Origin of the sequence: Rhodococcus sp. NyZ502 (assembly GCF_041464245.1) — a bacterium.
In the GTDB taxonomy this organism is placed as follows: Bacteria; Actinomycetota; Actinomycetes; order Mycobacteriales; family Mycobacteriaceae; genus Rhodococcus_F; species Rhodococcus_F qingshengii.
In genome coordinates this window covers 3,026,468-3,043,967 of sequence record NZ_CP167155.1, presented here as the reverse complement: position 1 = coordinate 3,043,967, position 17,500 = coordinate 3,026,468, and the positions used below count along the sequence as shown (strand labels likewise).

Here is a 17,500-nt window from a genome sequence, read left to right as displayed (position 1 = left end):
GGCATGGACTGAGCGTCGGCCGCCTCGGGTGTAGAACAGAAACCATGCGAGCCATCTACGTGACCGAGACCGGCGGACCAGACGTTCTGACGCTGACCGAACAACCCGAACCGACACCCGGCCCAGGCGATCTACTCGTCAAGACCGAAGCGATCGGCATCAATTTCATCGACACGTATTTCCGAATGGGCCAGTACAAGCGTCCGCTCCCCTACATTCCCGGCGACGAGGGCAGCGGTGTCGTCGAAGCTGTCGGCTCCGACGTCTCCGAATTCTCCGTGGGCGACCGGGTCGCGTGGGCCGCTGCCACTGGCAGCTATGCCGAGAAGGTGGCTGTTCCCGCCGCAGTCGCAGTGAAAGTGCCTGACGGTGTCCCGGCATCGGCCGCAGCGTCGGCGCTCCTGCAGGGGATGACGGCGCACTACCTCGCGAAGTCGACGTATCCGATCCAGAGCGGCGACACCGTGCTCGTGCACGCAGGCGCGGGCGGCGTCGGGTTGATCCTGACGCAGATGGCCGTCAGCCTCGGGGCGAAGGTCATCACGACTGTGTCATCGGATGCAAAGGAAGAACTCTCGCGTGGCGCGGGCGCCGCGGAGGTCCTGCGGTACGACGAGGACATCGCAGCGCGAGTCCGGGAGTTGACCGGCGGCGAAGGAGTAGCGGCGGCATACGACGGCGTCGGTGCGACAACTTTTGATTCGAGCTTGGCTTCCGTGCGCATCCGCGGCACGGTCGCTTTGTTCGGTGCGGCCAGTGGACCGGTTCCGCCTGTCGATCCGCAGCGGCTCAATTCGTCGGGTTCGCTGTTCCTGACGCGTCCGACGCTCGCGCATCACATTCGCACTCGAGAGGAACTGACCTGGCGTGCCGGCGATGTCTTCGACGCCATTGCGGACGGGAAACTCGATATTCGCGTCGGCGCCGAGTATCCCCTCGCCGATGCGGCAACAGCGCATCGGGATCTGGAAGGTCGGGCAACGACCGGGTCGATCGTTCTGATTCCCTAGCGAAGTGCTGTGCGCCTTTATTAACCGCCCGCGGTTAATAAAGGCGCACAGCAGAATCAGCTCAGCATGTCGCTGATCGTCTGCAGTCCGAGAACCGAGTCGACAGCGAGGCCGACGAACACGATCGCAAGATAGTTGTTGGACTGCAGGAACAGGCGGAGCGGTTTGACCTGAGCACCACCGCGAACGCTGCGGTACAGCTGATGTGCCATGAGCAGGAACCACGCACCGGCGACGATGGTGATTGCGGCGTAGATGACGCCCGACGCGGGGACGAGGACAAGCGTCGTGACGACCATTGCCCAGCTGTAGAACAGAATCTGCTTGGTGACGTGCTCTTCGGTGGCGATCACCGGAAGCATGGGAACACCGGCAGCTTTGTAGTCCTCTTTGTATCGCATCGCCAGCGCCCAGGTGTGCGGCGGCGTCCAGAAGAAGATGATCAGGAACAGCACGACGGGCTGCCAGCTCAGCGACCCGGTGACAGCGGCCCAGCCCACGAGGACGGGCATACATCCGGCTGCGCCACCCCAGATGACGTTCTGCCAGGTACGACGCTTGAGAACCATCGTGTAGATGAGGACGTAGAACGCGATCGTGATCACGACGAGGATGCCGGCTAGGAGGTTGGCTCGCCACCACAGCCACAGGAACGACGCGAGTCCGAGAAGGAGCCCGAAGACGAGCGCGTTGCGCGTCGGCACCGCCTCGCGGGCCAGCGGACGCTTCGCCGTGCGCTTCATCACCTTGTCGATGTCGGCGTCGACGACGCAGTTGAGCGAGTTCGCACTCGCCGCGCCCATCCAGCCACCGAAGAGGGTGCTGAGGATCAGAACGATGTCGACCGTTCCGCGATCGGCCAGCAGCATTGCCGGAATGGTTGCCACCAACAGCAATTCGATCACTCGCGGCTTCGTGAGCGCGATATAAGCCAGAACCTTGCCCGTTGCGCGACCCCACACCGTATCGGTATTGGTCGCCCGCGGGGCGGCACCTGGGCTGCCGAAGCCATGTCCGCTCGGCTGTTGCCCTGTCCGCACGTTCTCTCCTTGCACCACGCGTTACCGCACTAACTCTTCACGACACACTGCTGACACTGTTCTCTACTACGAACGATGGTAGACCGCAGCCATTGAGGAACCGAATCGACCCGGACAGCCAGGACCATTAGGCTGGGTTACGCAGTGGAGGGACACCCCACCCTCGCAATCCACGTACACCATGTCAGGAGACATCTGCCAGTGTCGATCACAGACGAGATCCACGTCCTCACGCAACCCGTCCACCCCTCGGACTGGACCGACCTGGACACCAAGGCTGTCGATACCGCCCGCGTGCTCGCCGCCGACGCGGTTCAGAAGGTCGGCAACGGCCATCCCGGAACTGCAATGAGCTTGGCGCCGTTGGCATACACCCTCTTCCAGCGCGTCATGCGCCACGATCCTTCGGATGCAGAATGGGTCGGCCGTGACCGCTTCGTTCTCTCCTGTGGCCATTCATCCTTGACGCTGTACACCCAGCTCTACCTGTCGGGCTACGGTCTCGAGCTCGCTGACCTCGAAGCTCTCCGCACGTGGGGCGCACTGACCCCCGGCCACCCCGAGGTCGGCCACACCGTCGGCGTCGAGATGACCACCGGTCCGCTGGGCCAGGGCCTTGCGTCCGCAGTCGGTATGGCGATGGCTGCGCGTCGTGAGCGTGGGTTGTTCGATCCGGAGACCCCGGTCGGCTCCTCCCCCTTCGACCATCACATCTACGTGATCGCGTCCGACGGTGACATCGAAGAAGGCGTTACGTCCGAGGCCTCGTCTCTCGCCGGTGTCCAGGAACTGGGCAACCTCATCGTCTTCTACGACGACAACAAGATCTCCATCGAGCACGACACCACCATCGCTCTCGGCGAAGACGTCGGAAAGCGATACGAGGCATACGGCTGGCACGTTCAGCACGTCGAAGGTGGCGAGAACGTCTCCGGCATCCTCGACGCGGTTGCCGCGGCCAAGGCCGTCGTCGATCGTCCGTCCATCATCTTGCTCCGCACCATCATCGGTTTTCCGGCTCCGAAGAAGATGAACACCGGCGACGTCCACGGCTCCGCTCTCGGTGCCGACGAAGTTGCAGCGGTCAAGGAAGCCCTCGGCTTCGATCCGGCCAAGTCCTTCGACGTCGACGCCGACGCTCTGGCTCACGCCCGTGAGGTCGTCTCCCGCGGCGCCGACGCACGCAAGGCATGGCAGGTCGAGTTCGACGCGTGGGCTGCACGTGAGACCGAGCGCAAGGAACTCTTCGACCGCCTGTTCGCCGGTGAGTTCCCCGCCGGCTGGGCCGACGCTCTCCCGACCTACGAGGCCGACGCCAAGGGCGTTGCGACTCGCAAGGCCTCCGGTTCGGCACTCAACGCGCTCGGACCGATCCTGCCCGAGCTGTGGGGCGGCTCCGCCGACCTCGCCGGCAGCAACAACACCACCATCAAGGGCGCAGATTCGTTCGGCCCGTTCTCCATCTCCACCAACGACTGGAATGCGCAGCCTTACGGCCGCACGCTCCACTTCGGCATCCGCGAGCACGCGATGGGCTCGATCCTCAACGGCATCGCGCTTCACGGACCCACCCGCCCGTACGGCGGAACCTTCATGGTCTTCTCCGACTACATGCGTCCAGCGGTTCGCCTGGCCGCACTGATGAAGACTGCCGTCACCTACGTCTGGACCCACGACTCCATCGGTCTCGGCGAAGACGGCCCGACCCACCAGCCGGTCGAGCACCTCGCTGCTCTTCGTGCGATCCCGAACCTCGCCGTCGTCCGCCCGGGTGACGCCAACGAGACCTCGTTCGCATGGCAGGCAGCACTCGAGAACAAGACGGGCCCGACGGCTCTGGCACTCACTCGCCAGGACATCCCGGTTCTCGAAGGCACCAAGGAGAAGGCTGCCGAGGGTGTCAAGCGCGGCGCTTACGTCCTCGTCGACGCAGCCAACGGTTCGCCCGAGGTCATCTTGCTGGCGACCGGTTCCGAACTGCATCTGGCCACCGAGGCTCGCGAAACCCTCGAAGCTCAGGGCGTCGCAACCCGCGTCGTTTCCGTGCCGTGCCTCGATTGGTTCCTCGAGCAGGATCAGGCGTACCGCGACGAGGTCATTCCGCCCGCCGTGCGCGCGCGTGTGTCCGTCGAAGCCGGCATCGCGATGCCGTGGTGGCGCATCCTCGGCGACGCCGGTCAGGCCGTCTCGCTCGAGCACTACGGCGCTTCCGCCGATTACAAGACCTTGTTCCGGGAGTTCGGCATCACTGCCGACGCGACTGTCGAAGCCGCGCAGCGCTCCCTCGCAGCTGTGAAGGGATGATCTCGATGACACAGAACGTGAATACCGAAAAGCTCTCCGCTGCAGGCGTTTCCATCTGGCTCGACGACCTCTCGCGGGATCGCATCCAGTCCGGCAACCTGCAGAACCTCATCGACACGAAGTCGATCGTGGGTGTCACGACCAACCCGTCGATCTTCCAGGCGGCACTGTCCAAGGGATCGGCGTACGACGCTCAGGTCCGTGAGCTCGCACAGCGCGGCGCCGATGTCGACGCCACCATCACCGCGGTGACCACCGACGACGTGCGTGCTGCGTGCGACATCCTGGCTCCGCAGTTCGAGGCGTCGAACGGCGTCGACGGCCGCGTGTCCATCGAAGTCGATCCTCGCCTGGCACACGACACCGACGCCACCGTCGCGCAGGCGATCGAGCTGCACAAGATCGTCGATCGCCCGAACGTCCTGATCAAGATTCCCGCGACGCTGGCAGGCATTCCCGCCATCGCCAAGGTGATCGGTGAGGGCATCAGCGTCAACGTCACCTTGATCTTCTCGGTCGAGCGCTACGAGGCAGTCATGGGCGCATACCTGGAAGGTCTGGACACCGCCAAGGCTGCCGGCCGCGACATCTCGTCCATCGAGTCGGTCGCCTCGTTCTTCGTCTCCCGCGTGGATTCCGAGATCGACAACCGCCTCACGGCAATCGGCACGCCGGAAGCCCTCGAGCTTCGTGGCAAGGCTGCACTCGCAAACGCACGTCTGGCGTACAACGCGTACCAGCAGATCTTCGAGGTGCAGCCGCGCTTCCAGGCTCTTCTGGCCGACGGCGCCAAGGCTCAGCGTCCGCTGTGGGCGTCGACCGGCGTGAAGAACCCGGATTACCCCGACACTCTCTACGTCACCGAGTTGGTTGCGCCGAACACGGTCAACACCATGCCGGAGAAGACGCTCGACGCTCTCGCCGACCATGGCGAGATCACCGGCGACACGATCTCGGGCACAGCTCAGGAGTCACAGGCGGTCTTCGATCAGCTCGCTGCAGTCGGCATCGATCTTGCGGACGTGTTCAAGGTCCTCGAGACAGAGGGCGTCGACAAGTTCGAGGTGTCCTGGAACGAGTTGCTCGACGCAACCGCCGAGCAGCTCCGCGCAGCAACCCAGAAGAGCTGAGCCTGTGAGCGATTCCGCGGCGGCATCAGATTGGGTGAATCCCCTTCGGGACAGCACCGACAAACGGCTTCCGCACATTGCGGGGCCCTGCGCCCTGGTGATTTTCGGTGTTACCGGCGACCTTGCCAGGCGCAAGCTCATGCCCGCCATCTACGACCTCGCCAACCGTGGACTGTTGCCGCCCGGATTCGCTTTGGTCGGGTTCGCCCGGCGTGACTGGACGGACGAGGACTTCACGAACGTCGTCCTCGAAGCAGTCAAGGACGGCGCTCGCACCAAGTTCCGTCAGGACGTCTGGGAGAGGCTCGCCGAAGGTATCCGGTTCGTGGAGGGCAGTTTCGACGAGGCCGAGGCCTTCCAGAACCTGTCCGACACGTTGGCCACGCTCGACAACGAACGTGGTATCGGCGGCAATCACGGTTTCTACCTTGCGATTCCGCCCAACGCGTTTCCTCAGGTGCTCGAGCAACTGTCGGCGTCGGGCCTCGCGCAGGCCGAGGACGGTCAGTGGCGACGAGTCGTCATCGAGAAGCCGTTCGGCCACGACCTCGAGAGCGCTCGCGAACTGAACGCCGTCGTCAACAAGGTGTTCCCCGAGGACACGGTCTTCCGTATCGACCACTACCTCGGTAAGGAAACCGTCCAGAACATTCTGGCTCTGCGCTTCGCGAACCAGTTGTTCGATCCGATCTGGAACGCGCACTACGTCGACCACGTTCAGATCACGATGGCCGAGGACATCGGCCTCGGTGGACGCGCGGGGTACTACGACGGCATCGGCGCGGCCCGTGACGTGATCCAGAACCACCTGCTGCAGTTGCTCGCGTTCACGGCGATGGAAGAACCCATCAGCTTCGAGCCGCTCAATCTGCAGGCGGAGAAGATCAAGGTCCTCTCGGCTACTCGCCTTGCCGAGCCCCTCGACGAGACCACCGCCCGCGGCCAGTACGCGGGCGGCTGGCAGGGTGGGCTGCCGGTGGTCGGGCTCCTCGAAGAAGACGGCTTCGCAGCGGACTCCATCACGGAGACCTTTGCCGCCATCACCCTCGAGGTCGACACCCGCCGCTGGGCGGGTGTGCCGTTCTACCTGCGCACGGGCAAACGACTCGGACGCCGTGTCACCGAGATCGCGGTGGTGTTCAAACGTGCACCGCACCTACCGTTCGACAAGACGATGACCGAAGACCTCGGCCAGAACGCTCTGGTCATCCGCGTGCAGCCCGACGAGGGCGTCACCATGCGGTTCGGCTCGAAGGTTCCCGGATCGAGCATGGAAGTCCGTGACGTCAACATGGACTTCTCGTACGGCCAGGCTTTCACCGAGTCGTCTCCGGAGGCGTACGAGCGGCTCATTCTCGACGTGTTGCTCGGCGAGCCGTCTCTGTTCCCGGTGAATGCCGAAGTCGAATTGTCTTGGGAGATCCTCGATCCCGTCCTCGAGCACTGGGCTGCCGGCGGTAAGCCGGAACCCTACGAGGCCGGAACGTGGGGACCACCGTCTGCGGACGAAATGATGCAACGCACCGGACGCGAATGGAGGCGACCCTAGTGATTCTCGATTTGCCGTCCACCACCACGGTCCAGGTCAGCAAGAAACTGGTCGAGGTACGTAAGACCGGCGGCGCTGTCACCTTGGGACGAGTGTTGACGCTCGTCGTCTGCACCAGGGACACCGGGAATGCCGAGGAAGCCATCGAGGCCGCCAACGAAGCAAGCCGCGAGCACCCTTGCCGCGTCATCGTGCTTCTGCGTGGCGACGAGCAGAGTGAGCCCAGGCTCGATGCTCAGATCCGTGTCGGCGGGGACGCCGGCGCCTCGGAGGTTGTCGTGTTGCGTCTCTACGGTCCGCTTGCGGATCACGAGAGCAGCGTCGTCATCCCGTTCCTGCTCCCCGACACCCCGGTAGTCGCGTGGTGGCCCCTCGAGGCACCCGAGATTCCGGCGAAGGACCCCGTCGGGAAGCTCGCGATACGGCGCATCACCGATGCCACCGGCGCCCCCGATCCGACCGCCACCATCAAGGGGCGACTCGCGTCGTACACCGCCGGCGATACCGATCTCGCCTGGAGTCGCGTCACCTACTGGCGCGCGCTCCTCGCATCGGCTCTCGATCAGCCGCCGCACGAGAAGATCACCTCAGCGGTGGTCTCCGGTCTCAAAACCGAACCGGCACTGGATATTCTCGCCGGTTGGTTGGCGGCCAAGATCGACGGTCCGGTCATTCGGCGTACGGGTGAGCTGACGGTCGAGTTGAAGCTCGAGACTCGCAGCATCTCCATCAGTCGTCCTCAGGAGGGCACGACCGCTACGTTGATCCGCACCGGTCAGCCTGACGCGCTGGTTTCTCTGGGTCGTCGAGAGACACGCGATTGCCTCGCCGAGGAATTGCGTCGGCTCGATCCGGACGAGATCTACGAGGAAGCTCTGGCCGGATTGGAGAAGGTGACCTATGAGTGATGTTGTCGTAGAGAAGTTTTCCGACGCCGGCCAACTTGTCGACGCTGCCGCCGCACGCCTGGTCACGACCATCGTCGATGCCCAGAAGGCTCGAGGGTTTGCGTCCATCGTGCTGACTGGCGGTGGAACCGGCATCGCACTTCTGGAGAAGTTGCGTGAAGCTCCCGGCGACATCGACTGGTCGCAGATCGATCTGTACTGGGGCGACGAACGGTTCCTGCCGTCCGGCGATCCCGAGCGAAACGAAGTCCAGGCTCGTGAGGCGCTTCTCGATCATGTGCCGGTCGATCCCGACAGGGTACATGCGATGGCCGCATCTGACGGTATCTACGACGGTGATCCCCACGGGGCGGCGACGGCGTACGAACAACTGCTGGGCGCTCAGGCACACGGGAATCAGGTTCCGACGTTCGACGTGCACCTGCTCGGCATGGGCGGCGAAGGACACGTCAACTCGTTGTTCCCGCACACCGACGCTGTTCGCGAAGAAGCGCGTTTCGTAGTCGCGGTGACGGACTCCCCCAAGCCGCCACCGGTGCGGATCACCCTCACGTTGCCTGCTGTTCGGCGAGCCAAAGAGGTCTGGCTGCTCGTCTCGGGTGCTGCAAAGGCCGAGGCTGTTGACAAAGCCATCGGAGGTGCTTCGGCCGAGGACTGGCCGTCCGCCGGCGCCACCGGTTTGGTTGCGACACGTTGGTTCCTCGATACGGACGCTGCCTCACAGCTTCCCTGATCTGATTTCACAGATCTGATTCACACAGGTCGGGAATCGTCTTCCGGCGATTCCCGGCTTGGTGGTACGTCGACGACTTCCTCACCGTGGCGACTTTCGACTACCCGCCGAGTCCGGATCCGATGCGAATTTCCTTTTGACGGAACGGAACTCAATCCCGAGATCCCGTTTCTCCAACCAGCACTGCGCCCCACACAACGATCCATCTCTCCCCTACCTCCTTCATCCGAGTGATTACTACCTTGGACGCCGCGAAGTAAGGTTCGGTTCCGCAGATCGCGTTCACTCTTGAACGAAGCAATCCAGGCGAGAACAATCGAACAATGTCGTGGACACCGAATCCGGACGCACTTCGCGGGCGAGTGGCTGTAGTTGCCGGGGCGACGAGGGGCGCCGGACGCGGAATCGCCGCGGCCTTGGGCGAGGCCGGTGCAACCGTCATCTGCACTGGTCGGAGCACATCTGCCGGAATTCTTCAGTCGGACTATCCGCGCGGAGAGACCATCGAAGAGACGGCAGAGCTGGTCACCGAGCTGGGCGGCGTCGGCGTGCCGATTGCCGTCGATCATCTCAAGAGCAAACAAGTGGCTGATCTCGCCGAACGCTTGCGAATCGACTATCACCATATCGACATCTTGGTCAACGACATCTGGGGCGCGGAATTACTCAAGGGTGGGCCGGCGGAGTGGAACACGCCGGTATGGGAACACGATCTGGACAAGGGCTTTCACATTCTGCGCCTGGCGATCGACACCCACATCACTACGTCGCACCACCTCCTGCCGCTGATGATCGATCGGCCAGGCGGACTGGTCGCCGAAATAACCGATGGCACTACCGAATACAACGCATCGAACTATCGCATCTCGGTGTTCTACGACTTGGCCAAGGTGTCCGTGAACAGGCTCGCATTTTCGCAAGGCCACGAACTTGCCCCGTTCGGCTGTACTGCCGTCGCCATCACTCCCGGGTTCCTGCGATCGGAGATGATGCTCGAGAATTTTGGTGTCGGCGAATCGAATTGGCGTGACGCTTTGTTGCCGGAGCGGGATGGTCCGACTGCGCCCGCGGATTTCGCACGCTCCGAGTCACCAAGATTCATCGGACGTGCGATCGCCGCCCTCGCCGCCGATCCGTATCGGAAGCGATGGAATCAGCGATCGGTCAGTTCAGGCGAACTCGGAACGGAATACGGGTTCACCGACACCGACGGCAGCCGACCGGATTTTTGGCGAGCCAACTGAATCCGACTGTGATTAAGATCCGTTCATGGCCGAATTCGCGACGATCGACCAATACATTGCGTCGTTTCCCGCCGACGAGCAACGAGTCCTCGAGAGCATCCGCGAGACGATCCACAACACCGTCCCCGGCCTCGATGAAACCATCAGCTATCAGATGCCCACCATGAGAGTGAACGGGAAGAATCTGGTTCACTTCGCAGGCTGGAAACACCACATCTCGATGTACCCGCTCCCGGCAGGTGATGCAGAGTTCGAGAAGTCCGTCGACCCGTACCGGGCTGCGAAATCAACGGTGAAGTTCCCGCTGAACAAACCGATCCCTCTCGACCTCGTGGCCCGAATCGTCGAATTGCTCGCGCAGCGCCACTAGCTCCAGTTTCCCGTCGGAGCCCTGTGAGAGCGTATGGCCGTGCAGAGACAACCCATCCGACGCATCAAGACCGGGACATCGTCAGGCGCTGACGTAGGCAGCTGGCCGATGACGGTACCCGCTGTTGCGCAGATCGTTCAGGACAGTCTCGAACTTCCACCGGGTGTCACCATTCTGGTCGGCGAAAACGGAGCGGGAAAGTCGACCGTCATCGAAATTCTTGCCGCCGTTCTCGGTCTCAATGCCGAAGGCGGGTCGACCAATACGCGGCATCAGACTCGATCGAGTGAACCGGGCGGCCTCGACCTTGTGATCGAGCGGAGTCCCGGAGCATCGAAGTGGGCGTACTACCTCCGAGACGAAACCCTGCACGGTTTGTACACGTACTTGGAGGACAACCCCAATCCCAAGCGACCTGAACCGCTTTACCATCACCTCTCCCACGGTGAGGCGCTGCTCGAGATCCTGTCGTCGAGGACCGCCGACGGCGGCTTCTATCTCATCGACGAACCCGATGCCGCACTCTCCTTCCAAGGGACCCTGACACTGGCCGCGCTGCTCGGCGAGCTGGTGGAATCCGGCGCGCAGGCGGTGATCGCGACGCACTCGCCGATCATCGCGGCGCTGCCGAACGCCAACCTGCTCGAGATCGGAGAATGGGGAATCCGAGCCTCGAGCTGGGAGGACCTCGATCTGGTGTCGAACTGGCAGCGGTTCCTTCACGACCCGCACACGTACCTGCGCCATCTGATCTAACCTGGAACTCCACCCCAGGAGGCCTCCATGGCATACGACAAAGCGCTGGCTGAGCGTATCCGCGATGCGCTCTCGGGCGAGGACGACGTCGAGGAAGTAGAGATGTTCGGTGGGCTGAGCTTCATGGTGAACGGGAAGCTGGCCGCCAGTGCGAACTCACACGGCAACATCATGGTTCGGTGTGACCCCGATCGAGTCGACGAGCTTCTGACGCACAAGGGTGCAAGCTGGCCCGAGATGCGGGGTAAGCCGATGAGCAAGGGATGGATCGTCGTCGACCGAACCGGGACGAGTTCGAACGTCGAATTCAACGCGTGGATCAAGGAAGCTCTGGACTTCGTTCACTGACAGCTGGGGTGCGTTGCCGAAGATATCTGACGAGACTGGTGTGGCCGCGGGCTCTCGCGTCGATGAGAGACTGAACCGTGCCCGATCGACCTGAGATTGTCTGTATCTGCGGCTCTGCGCGATTCGCTGAAGAGATGCGGGAGGCGAACCGCGACCTGACGTTCGCGGGCGTGATCGTCGTCGCGCCGGTTGAAGCAGACGAGGCGGTCTCTGTCGAGCAGAAGATCCTGCTCGACGCGCTCCATCTGCGCAAGATCGACCTCGCCGATCGGGTTCTGGTCGTCAACCCTCGCGGATACATCGGTGAGTCCACGCGCCGAGAGATCGCGTACGCGCGCGCCGCCGGCAAACCAGTGTCGTTCACGACGCCGTTTGAACAGTAAGCGCCTCGTCGGTGCGGGCTGCAACGAATATTCTCACGCCGAGTTGCTCGAGCCCTAGCGCCGGTTCAATCAATTTCGCTCGATTCGGCAAAAGTGAACTGGGCGGCCCTTAGACTCCGGAAAAGCATTGGATTGGGCGGCTCGACGCCGCGGAGGAAAGGTGGTCCGTCCCGTGACGTTCACACCCAATCAGCCGGATCACCAACGCGCCTTCGGGTTTCAGCTGCCGTCGACCCGCGCAATTCCCTCCCTCATGCCCGACCGTTTCGGACCTAGCCTCATCGGATCGCTCTGGGCGTGCGCCGGGATCGTCGCCGGAAGCCTCGGCCCGTGGACGTCATCCTCCGCGCTGGACCACAGTGGTATCGACGAATGCGGAGTGATCACTCTCGTCCTCGCTCTCTGCGCGGTGACCGCGCTGATCACCCTCATGGTTCGAGACGTCACGCCCGAGATCAAGAATCACTGCACCGGCCCTTTGGTCGGAATCGCGGTCTTGATCGTTGCCGTCGGAAACGCCGCGTCCATCGTGCGACGTAGTACCGAGTTCGCAGGGCACACTGCCGGACCGTCCATCGGGTGGGGACTGTGGGTGGTCATCGTGTCCGCAGTGATCCTGTGCATCACGTCGTCGACCGTCGCGCACATGATCAGGTTTCAGGCAGCAATGATCACAAGGTCTTGATCAGACCGCCATCGATCACGAAATCCGCGCCTGTCACGTTCCCCGCACGATCGCTGGCGAGGAACAACACCAGGTCGGCAACCTCTTCGGGGAAGGTGAACCGCCCAGTCTCGGCTCCGGCCGCGGCGCTTTCGACGATGTCGTCGGCGGCTGATCCACTCGCCTTCGCCAGCGTCGAGGCCACTCCGTGCTTGCCGAGCCACAACTCCGTTTGTACCGGGCCGGGGCTGACGGTATTGACGCGGATCCCCTGCCCGCCCAGTTCTTTCGACAACGACTTCGAGAAGTTGGTCAACGCCGCTTTGGCGGCGCTGTAGTCGATCACCGTGGGGTCAGGTAAGAATGCGTTGACCGAACTGATCGTCACGATGCTCCCGCCTCCTCGGCGGATCAACTCCGGCAGCGCAGCGCGAACAGTGCGTACAGCCGACAAGAACGTCAGATTGAACGACGCCGCCCACTCTTGGTCTGTGATGGCCGCGAAACCGCTCGTTCTCGGGGTGACGGCCCCGACGTTGTTGACCAGGATGTCGACGCCGCCCCTCACTGCTGCAACCTCGAGCAGTCGGGTTGATCCTTCGACACTCGCGAGGTCGACGCCGACAAAGGTGACGGCGCCGCCGGACTGCAGCGATTCGAGTTCCGGCGAGAGCGTCCGCGAGCCCGCGACGACGTGGACTCCCTCGGCCACCAACGCCCGCGTGACAGCCAGTCCGATACCTTTTCCCGCGCCGGTAACGACGGCAGTTCGTCCGTCCAATTGCAGATCCACTGCGGTCCCCGTTCGGTCCGGTGCGCAGCGTTGGGTGTGCGTGCGACAGCTCTAGAGTCGCCGCACGCACACCCTGGTAAACCTGCAGAACCAGCCGCTGTTACCTAGCCACTGTTACGAAGCGCAGTGGCCAGGCCGTTCATCGTCAGCTGGATACCCCGACGCACCTGATCGCTCTCGTCGCCGGAACGGTACCGACGGATCAGCTCGACCTGTAGATGGTTGAGAGGTTCGAGGTACGGGAACCGGTTGTGGACCGAACGCTCGAGGCCCGAGTTGTCGGCAAAGAGGTTCTCGTTGCCCGTGATTGCCTTGTACATGCGAATTGTGCGTTCGTGCTCGTCGGTGATCATTCCGAAGACTCGATCGCGCAGTTCGGCGTCGGGCACGAGGTCCGCGTACCGGGCCGCCAAACCGAGATCCGACTTCGACATCACCATGGCCATGTTCGAGAGCACGGTTCGGAAGAACGGCCACTTCTCGTACAGGGCCGTCAACGTGGCAAGCCGAGTGTCGTCTCCGTCTATCCATCTTTCGAACGCGGCGCCGGTTCCGTACCAACCCGGAAGCATCACGCGAGACTGACTCCACGAGAGCACCCAGGGAATCGCTCGCAGATCGGAGATCGCCTTGGTCTGCTTGCGCGAGGCCGGACGAGAGCCGATGTTGAGTGCCCCGATCTCGGCGACCGGTGTCGACGCTTCGAAGTACTGCACGAATCCTGGTGTGTCGTGGACCAATTCGCTGTACGCGGTGCGGGCGAGGGCCGCGAGCTCGTCCAGTACCGCGTAGGCAGCGTCGGCATCGCTGCCGAGTCCTTCGACGTCGAGCAACGTCGACTCGATAGTCGCGGCGATGAGTGTTTCGAGGTTGCGATGTGCCAGACGCGGTTCGGCGTACTTGGCCGCAATCACCTCACCCTGCTCGGTGATTCGCAGAGAACCAGCGACTGCACCGGGAGGCTGAGCCAGAATCGCTTCGTAACTCGGTCCGCCGCCACGTCCGACGGTTCCGCCGCGGCCGTGGAAGAGCCTCAACCTGATTCCGCTCTTACGCGCGGCATCGACGAGGTCGAGTTCGGCACGGTACAGCGCCCAGTTGGCTGCCAGGTACCCGCCGTCCTTGTTCGAGTCGGAGTACCCGAGCATCACTTCTTGACTGTCACCACGGGAACGGACGATCGCACGATAGATCGGGATGTCGAGCGTCGCCAGCAATGTGTCGGCGCCGCCCTGCAGATCCTCGATCGTCTCGAACAACGGCACGATGCCGATCGGGCACGAGGGCTCGCTACCGACGCCCGGATCGAGCACCCCGACCTCTTTGAGCAGCACTGCAGCCTCGAGCATGTCACTGACCGAGGTACACATGCTGATGATGTAGTTGGGTACCGCACCCGCTCCGAGAACCCGCACTGCCTTGGCACCGGCCGCCATGATGGCCAGTTCCTTGGTGGTCAATTCGCTGAACTCGGCGTCCGGCGAAGTCAGTGGTCGCCGCGTCGTCAACTCGGCCGACAGCAATTCGACTCGATCGGCTTCCGGCAAGGACGCGTAGTCCGGGTGAACTCCGGCCCACGCCAGAAGTTCTGCGACGACGCTTTCGTGTACCTCGGAGTTCTGCCGCATGTCCAGACCGGACAGGTGAAAGCCGAACACCTCCACCGCTTCTCGGAGCCGATCGAGTCGATCGTCGGCGATGGTCTCGTCACCGAAACGACGCAACGAGGTGTCGATGATTCCGAGATCCCGCTGCAACTGTGCCGGGTCGGTGTACGCCTCGAGTCCGTCGTCGGACCCGTGGGCGGGCAACTCCCCCAGTACCGTCAGTGCTGTGGCGCTCAAGCGCCCGCGGATACCGCGAATCGCGCGACGGTACGGCTCGTCGGCCCTGAAGGCAGAGTCGTCGCCGGAGGTAGACGCCAGCAGATCGAGTTCGGGCGTGACGGAAACCAGCCGCGCCGACATCGACAGTTCACGCTCGAGATGTTCGAGTTCCTCGAGGTGATGCTCGAGAGCAGTCGCCGCAGCGCGCGACGTGGCGCGCTGGACGATTTCGCCGGTCACGTACGGATTGCCGTCTCGGTCACCGCCGATCCACGAACCCGGCCTCAGGATCGGTTCCGGCAGGAGCCCGGCGTCCGGCCAACGAGTGCGCAGAGCTTTGCGAACCTCGGCGTTGATCTTCGGAATCACCTCGAACAACGCTGCGTCGTAGTAGCGCAGGCCTACCTCGATTTCATCCTGGATGCGGAGGCGGCTGAGCCGGATCAGAGCCGTCTGCCACAGGGTCAGGATCTGACGGCGCAATTGCAGATCGACATCAGCGGTTTCTGCGACGCTCAGCGCCGTGCGCTCGCGGTATCGCATCAACTCGGTGATCCGACTCTGCGTTTCGAACACCGTACGGCGTCGAGTCTCCGTCGGGTGAGCGGTGATGACGGGTGAGACCAGGGCGCCCCGCAGCGCTTCTTCGACGGTGGCCGAATCGATATCGGCTGCATCAAGTTTGGTGTACGTGGCCGCGAGAGTGCTGTCGCGGGGCGGTTCCCCCGCATTGACGTGGATGGCCCGTCGACGCTCGCGATGGATGTCCTCGGCCAGGTTGGCGAGCAGTGCGAAGTGACTGAACGCCCGGATGACGGGAATGGCGTCGTCCGTACTGATTTCGGCGAACAGCGACACCAGTTCGGCGCGATCGATCTCCGAACGACGGACTCGGAACGACTCGACACGGGCTCGCTCGACCAGATCGAACACATTGTCGCCGGCTTGCTCTCGCACTATTTGTCCGAGTATTCCGCCGAGAAGCCGGATGTCTTCGCGCAGCGGCTCGGTGGCCTCTCGCGGTGTTTCTCGATGCGACGCGGTTTCAGTCATCACACAATTATCGACCGAAACAAAGAACCCCGCTCGATAGGCGGGGTTCCGTGTCTGAAATTCGTGTGTGAAAAACTACCGGCTGTAAGTCATGAGCCGAGAATCAGGCGAACTTGATCTCCAGGCCGATGCCGACGATCGAAATGAGCCAGATCAACGCGGTGAAGACCGTCAACCGGTCGAGGTTCTTCTCGACAACAGTCGATCCGGACAGGCTGGACTGGACACCGCCACCGAACAGACTCGACAAACCGCCGCCCTTACCGCGATGCAGGAGCACCAAGGCGATGAGGAGCAAGCTGGTGATGACCAGCAGGATATCCAGGAACAGTTTCATGTCTGTCTACGTCCACCAATCCAATAGGGACAACTACAACCGATAACACCATACAGGCGCGCGCAGATAGCCTGACCACATACCCGCCTCGCACATAACTTTGCACCCGGCCAGGCACGACTCTTGGTCAGTGGCATCGATCACACTGTCGAGATACCGATTCAGTAGTTTTTCAGTTGACGCGACTCTACCTCCGAAAGGCCGGCTCCATGCTTTCCGACACTGCCCTGCCCGACACACCACGTCTGGCTTCGATTCACAACTTCCGCGACGTGGCCGGCCCCGGGTACGTCACGACCAGCGGACAGGCGATGAGCCGCGGAGTCTTCTACCGTGCAAACGTACAGACGCCCTCGCCCGAGGATCTTGCAATCGTGGAATCGCTGGGGCTGACCGCCGTCTATGACGTGCGCTCCGAAACCGAGGCGAACGAAACTCCCGACATCGTGCCGGCGCCGGCGATGTACGCCCACATTCCCATCCTGTCCGGAAACATCCACGCCGAAGCGATGGCTCTCCGAACAGCGGACGCTGCAACAGCTTTCATGCAGAACATCAATCGCAGCTTTGTCGCAGACCCCGTCACTCGGAACGGATTTTCGCAGTTGTTCGCCGCCCTGGCGACCACCGAGGGGCCGCAACTCTTCCACTGCACGGCGGGCAAGGACCGAACAGGTTGGGCGGCAGCACTACTGCAGACACTCGCTGGTGTACCGCGCGAAACGATCACGGCGGACTACCTGCTCACGAACACGTACTCGGCCGAGTACATCGAGGCAACAGTCGCGAAGATCGCCGCTGCCACAGATGCAGACAAGGGCGAGGTGATCCGGTTGCTGCTTTCCGTCGACGCGAGTTACCTGGGCGCTGCCTTCGAGCAGGTCGAGCACCACTACGGGACCGTCGAGAACTATCTGACCGCCGGGTTGGAGCTTCCTCCCGAACTCGTCGGCGCTCTGGAAACCAAACTCCTGAGCTGAATCGCGAACAAAAAACTGCGGGCGTGTAACCTAGTCGGTCACACACCCGCAGTCTTAGTCTCGAGCAGTTTC

The 17,500-nt window shown here is 62.8% G+C and carries 17 protein-coding genes; 13 read left to right on the top strand and 4 right to left on the bottom strand.

Annotated features, from left to right (window positions below):
* The first annotated feature begins 44 nt into the window (after positions 1-44).
* Positions 45-1,010, top strand: coding sequence for a quinone oxidoreductase (locus tag ACBG85_RS14290; protein ID WP_162113535.1), 966 nt, complete (start codon positions 45-47; stop codon positions 1,008-1,010).
* Positions 1,011-1,066: 56 nt separating this feature from the next.
* Here ACBG85_RS14290 and ACBG85_RS14285 read toward each other — a convergent pair whose 3' ends face one another.
* Complete coding sequence (locus tag ACBG85_RS14285) at positions 1,067-2,050, bottom strand: heme o synthase (RefSeq protein ID WP_003944994.1); 984 nt, start codon at positions 2,048-2,050, stop codon at positions 1,067-1,069.
* A 201-nt stretch (positions 2,051-2,251) separates the two neighbouring features.
* On the opposite strand from ACBG85_RS14285, the gene tkt reads away from it, so the two are divergent.
* The 11 genes from tkt to ACBG85_RS14230 all read left to right on the top strand — a co-directional run bounded on the left by tkt (position 2,252) and on the right by ACBG85_RS14230 (position 12,460).
* Positions 2,252-4,354: a transketolase gene (gene tkt, locus ACBG85_RS14280; protein ID WP_003944976.1), complete on the top strand. Its 2,103-nt coding sequence runs from the start codon at positions 2,252-2,254 to the stop codon at positions 4,352-4,354.
* Positions 4,355-4,359: 5 nt separating this feature from the next.
* Positions 4,360-5,484: a transaldolase gene (gene tal / locus ACBG85_RS14275; RefSeq protein WP_039972890.1), complete on the top strand. Its 1,125-nt coding sequence runs from the start codon at positions 4,360-4,362 to the stop codon at positions 5,482-5,484.
* 4 nt (positions 5,485-5,488) lie between these two features.
* A complete protein-coding gene (gene zwf / locus ACBG85_RS14270; protein ID WP_030536404.1) occupies positions 5,489-7,033 on the top strand; it encodes a glucose-6-phosphate dehydrogenase in 1,545 nt (514 codons plus the stop codon).
* Complete coding sequence (opcA, locus tag ACBG85_RS14265) at positions 7,033-7,941, top strand: glucose-6-phosphate dehydrogenase assembly protein OpcA (protein ID WP_003944921.1); 909 nt, start codon at positions 7,033-7,035, stop codon at positions 7,939-7,941. Before zwf ends, opcA begins: the two co-directional genes overlap by 1 nt.
* Positions 7,934-8,674, top strand: a complete 741-nt coding sequence (gene pgl, locus ACBG85_RS14260) for a 6-phosphogluconolactonase (protein ID WP_372027806.1) — start codon at positions 7,934-7,936, stop codon at positions 8,672-8,674. The genes opcA and pgl overlap by 8 nt, the downstream gene beginning before the upstream one ends.
* Before the next feature lie 323 nt (positions 8,675-8,997).
* A complete protein-coding gene (locus ACBG85_RS14255; RefSeq protein WP_269609229.1) occupies positions 8,998-9,918 on the top strand; it encodes an SDR family oxidoreductase in 921 nt (306 codons plus the stop codon).
* A 25-nt stretch (positions 9,919-9,943) separates the two neighbouring features.
* Positions 9,944-10,288 (top strand): iron chaperone, encoded by a 345-nt coding sequence (locus tag ACBG85_RS14250; RefSeq protein ID WP_166810211.1) that lies wholly within the window; start codon positions 9,944-9,946, stop codon positions 10,286-10,288.
* A 33-nt stretch (positions 10,289-10,321) separates the two neighbouring features.
* On the top strand, positions 10,322-11,044 hold the full coding sequence (locus ACBG85_RS14245; RefSeq protein WP_372027804.1) for an AAA family ATPase: 723 nt from the start codon (positions 10,322-10,324) through the stop codon (positions 11,042-11,044).
* Positions 11,045-11,071: 27 nt separating this feature from the next.
* The gene (locus ACBG85_RS14240) at positions 11,072-11,392 is read left to right on the top strand and encodes a TfoX/Sxy family protein (protein WP_269609234.1); all 321 of its coding nucleotides are present in this window, start codon (positions 11,072-11,074) and stop codon (positions 11,390-11,392) included.
* A gap of 134 nt (positions 11,393-11,526) precedes the next feature.
* A complete protein-coding gene (locus ACBG85_RS14235) occupies positions 11,527-11,775 on the top strand; it encodes a hypothetical protein (RefSeq protein WP_218960106.1) in 249 nt (82 codons plus the stop codon).
* A 172-nt stretch (positions 11,776-11,947) separates the two neighbouring features.
* Positions 11,948-12,460: a hypothetical protein gene (locus ACBG85_RS14230; protein WP_231915028.1), complete on the top strand. Its 513-nt coding sequence runs from the start codon at positions 11,948-11,950 to the stop codon at positions 12,458-12,460.
* Here the strand turns inward: ACBG85_RS14230 and ACBG85_RS14225 are convergent.
* From ACBG85_RS14225 to secG, 3 genes are all read right to left on the bottom strand, one after another.
* Positions 12,447-13,232, bottom strand: coding sequence for an oxidoreductase (locus tag ACBG85_RS14225; protein ID WP_372027802.1), 786 nt, complete (start codon positions 13,230-13,232; stop codon positions 12,447-12,449). The two genes, ACBG85_RS14230 and ACBG85_RS14225, sit on opposite strands and share 14 nt — an antisense overlap.
* Positions 13,233-13,336: 104 nt before the next feature.
* Positions 13,337-16,111 (bottom strand): phosphoenolpyruvate carboxylase, encoded by a 2,775-nt coding sequence (gene ppc / locus ACBG85_RS14220; RefSeq protein ID WP_030536411.1) that lies wholly within the window; start codon positions 16,109-16,111, stop codon positions 13,337-13,339.
* Positions 16,112-16,214: 103 nt separating this feature from the next.
* Positions 16,215-16,448, bottom strand: a complete 234-nt coding sequence (secG, locus tag ACBG85_RS14215; protein ID WP_003944946.1) for a preprotein translocase subunit SecG — start codon at positions 16,446-16,448, stop codon at positions 16,215-16,217.
* Positions 16,449-16,657: 209 nt separating this feature from the next.
* On the opposite strand from secG, the gene ACBG85_RS14210 reads away from it, so the two are divergent.
* Positions 16,658-17,428 carry a tyrosine-protein phosphatase gene (locus ACBG85_RS14210; protein ID WP_372027800.1) on the top strand — a complete coding sequence of 257 codons (771 nt, stop codon included), beginning with the start codon at positions 16,658-16,660 and terminating at the stop codon, positions 17,426-17,428.
* Positions 17,429-17,500: the final 72 nt, after the last annotated feature.

Coding starts and splice junctions, on each gene's coding strand:
- ACBG85_RS14245 (WP_372027804.1), top strand. CDS start 10,322: ATGGCCGTGCAGAGACAACCCATCCGACGCATCAAGACCGGGACATCG.
- ACBG85_RS14240 (WP_269609234.1), top strand. CDS start 11,072: ATGGCATACGACAAAGCGCTGGCTGAGCGTATCCGCGATGCGCTCTCG.
- ACBG85_RS14290 (WP_162113535.1), top strand. CDS start 45: ATGCGAGCCATCTACGTGACCGAGACCGGCGGACCAGACGTTCTGACG.
- tal (WP_039972890.1), top strand. CDS start 4,360: ATGACACAGAACGTGAATACCGAAAAGCTCTCCGCTGCAGGCGTTTCC.
- ACBG85_RS14255 (WP_269609229.1), top strand. CDS start 8,998: ATGTCGTGGACACCGAATCCGGACGCACTTCGCGGGCGAGTGGCTGTA.
- pgl (WP_372027806.1), top strand. CDS start 7,934: ATGAGTGATGTTGTCGTAGAGAAGTTTTCCGACGCCGGCCAACTTGTC.
- ACBG85_RS14235 (WP_218960106.1), top strand. CDS start 11,527: ATGCGGGAGGCGAACCGCGACCTGACGTTCGCGGGCGTGATCGTCGTC.
- secG (WP_003944946.1), bottom strand. CDS start 16,448: ATGAAACTGTTCCTGGATATCCTGCTGGTCATCACCAGCTTGCTCCTC.
- ACBG85_RS14210 (WP_372027800.1), top strand. CDS start 16,658: ATGCTTTCCGACACTGCCCTGCCCGACACACCACGTCTGGCTTCGATT.
- ppc (WP_030536411.1), bottom strand. CDS start 16,111: ATGACTGAAACCGCGTCGCATCGAGAAACACCGCGAGAGGCCACCGAG.
- ACBG85_RS14250 (WP_166810211.1), top strand. CDS start 9,944: ATGGCCGAATTCGCGACGATCGACCAATACATTGCGTCGTTTCCCGCC.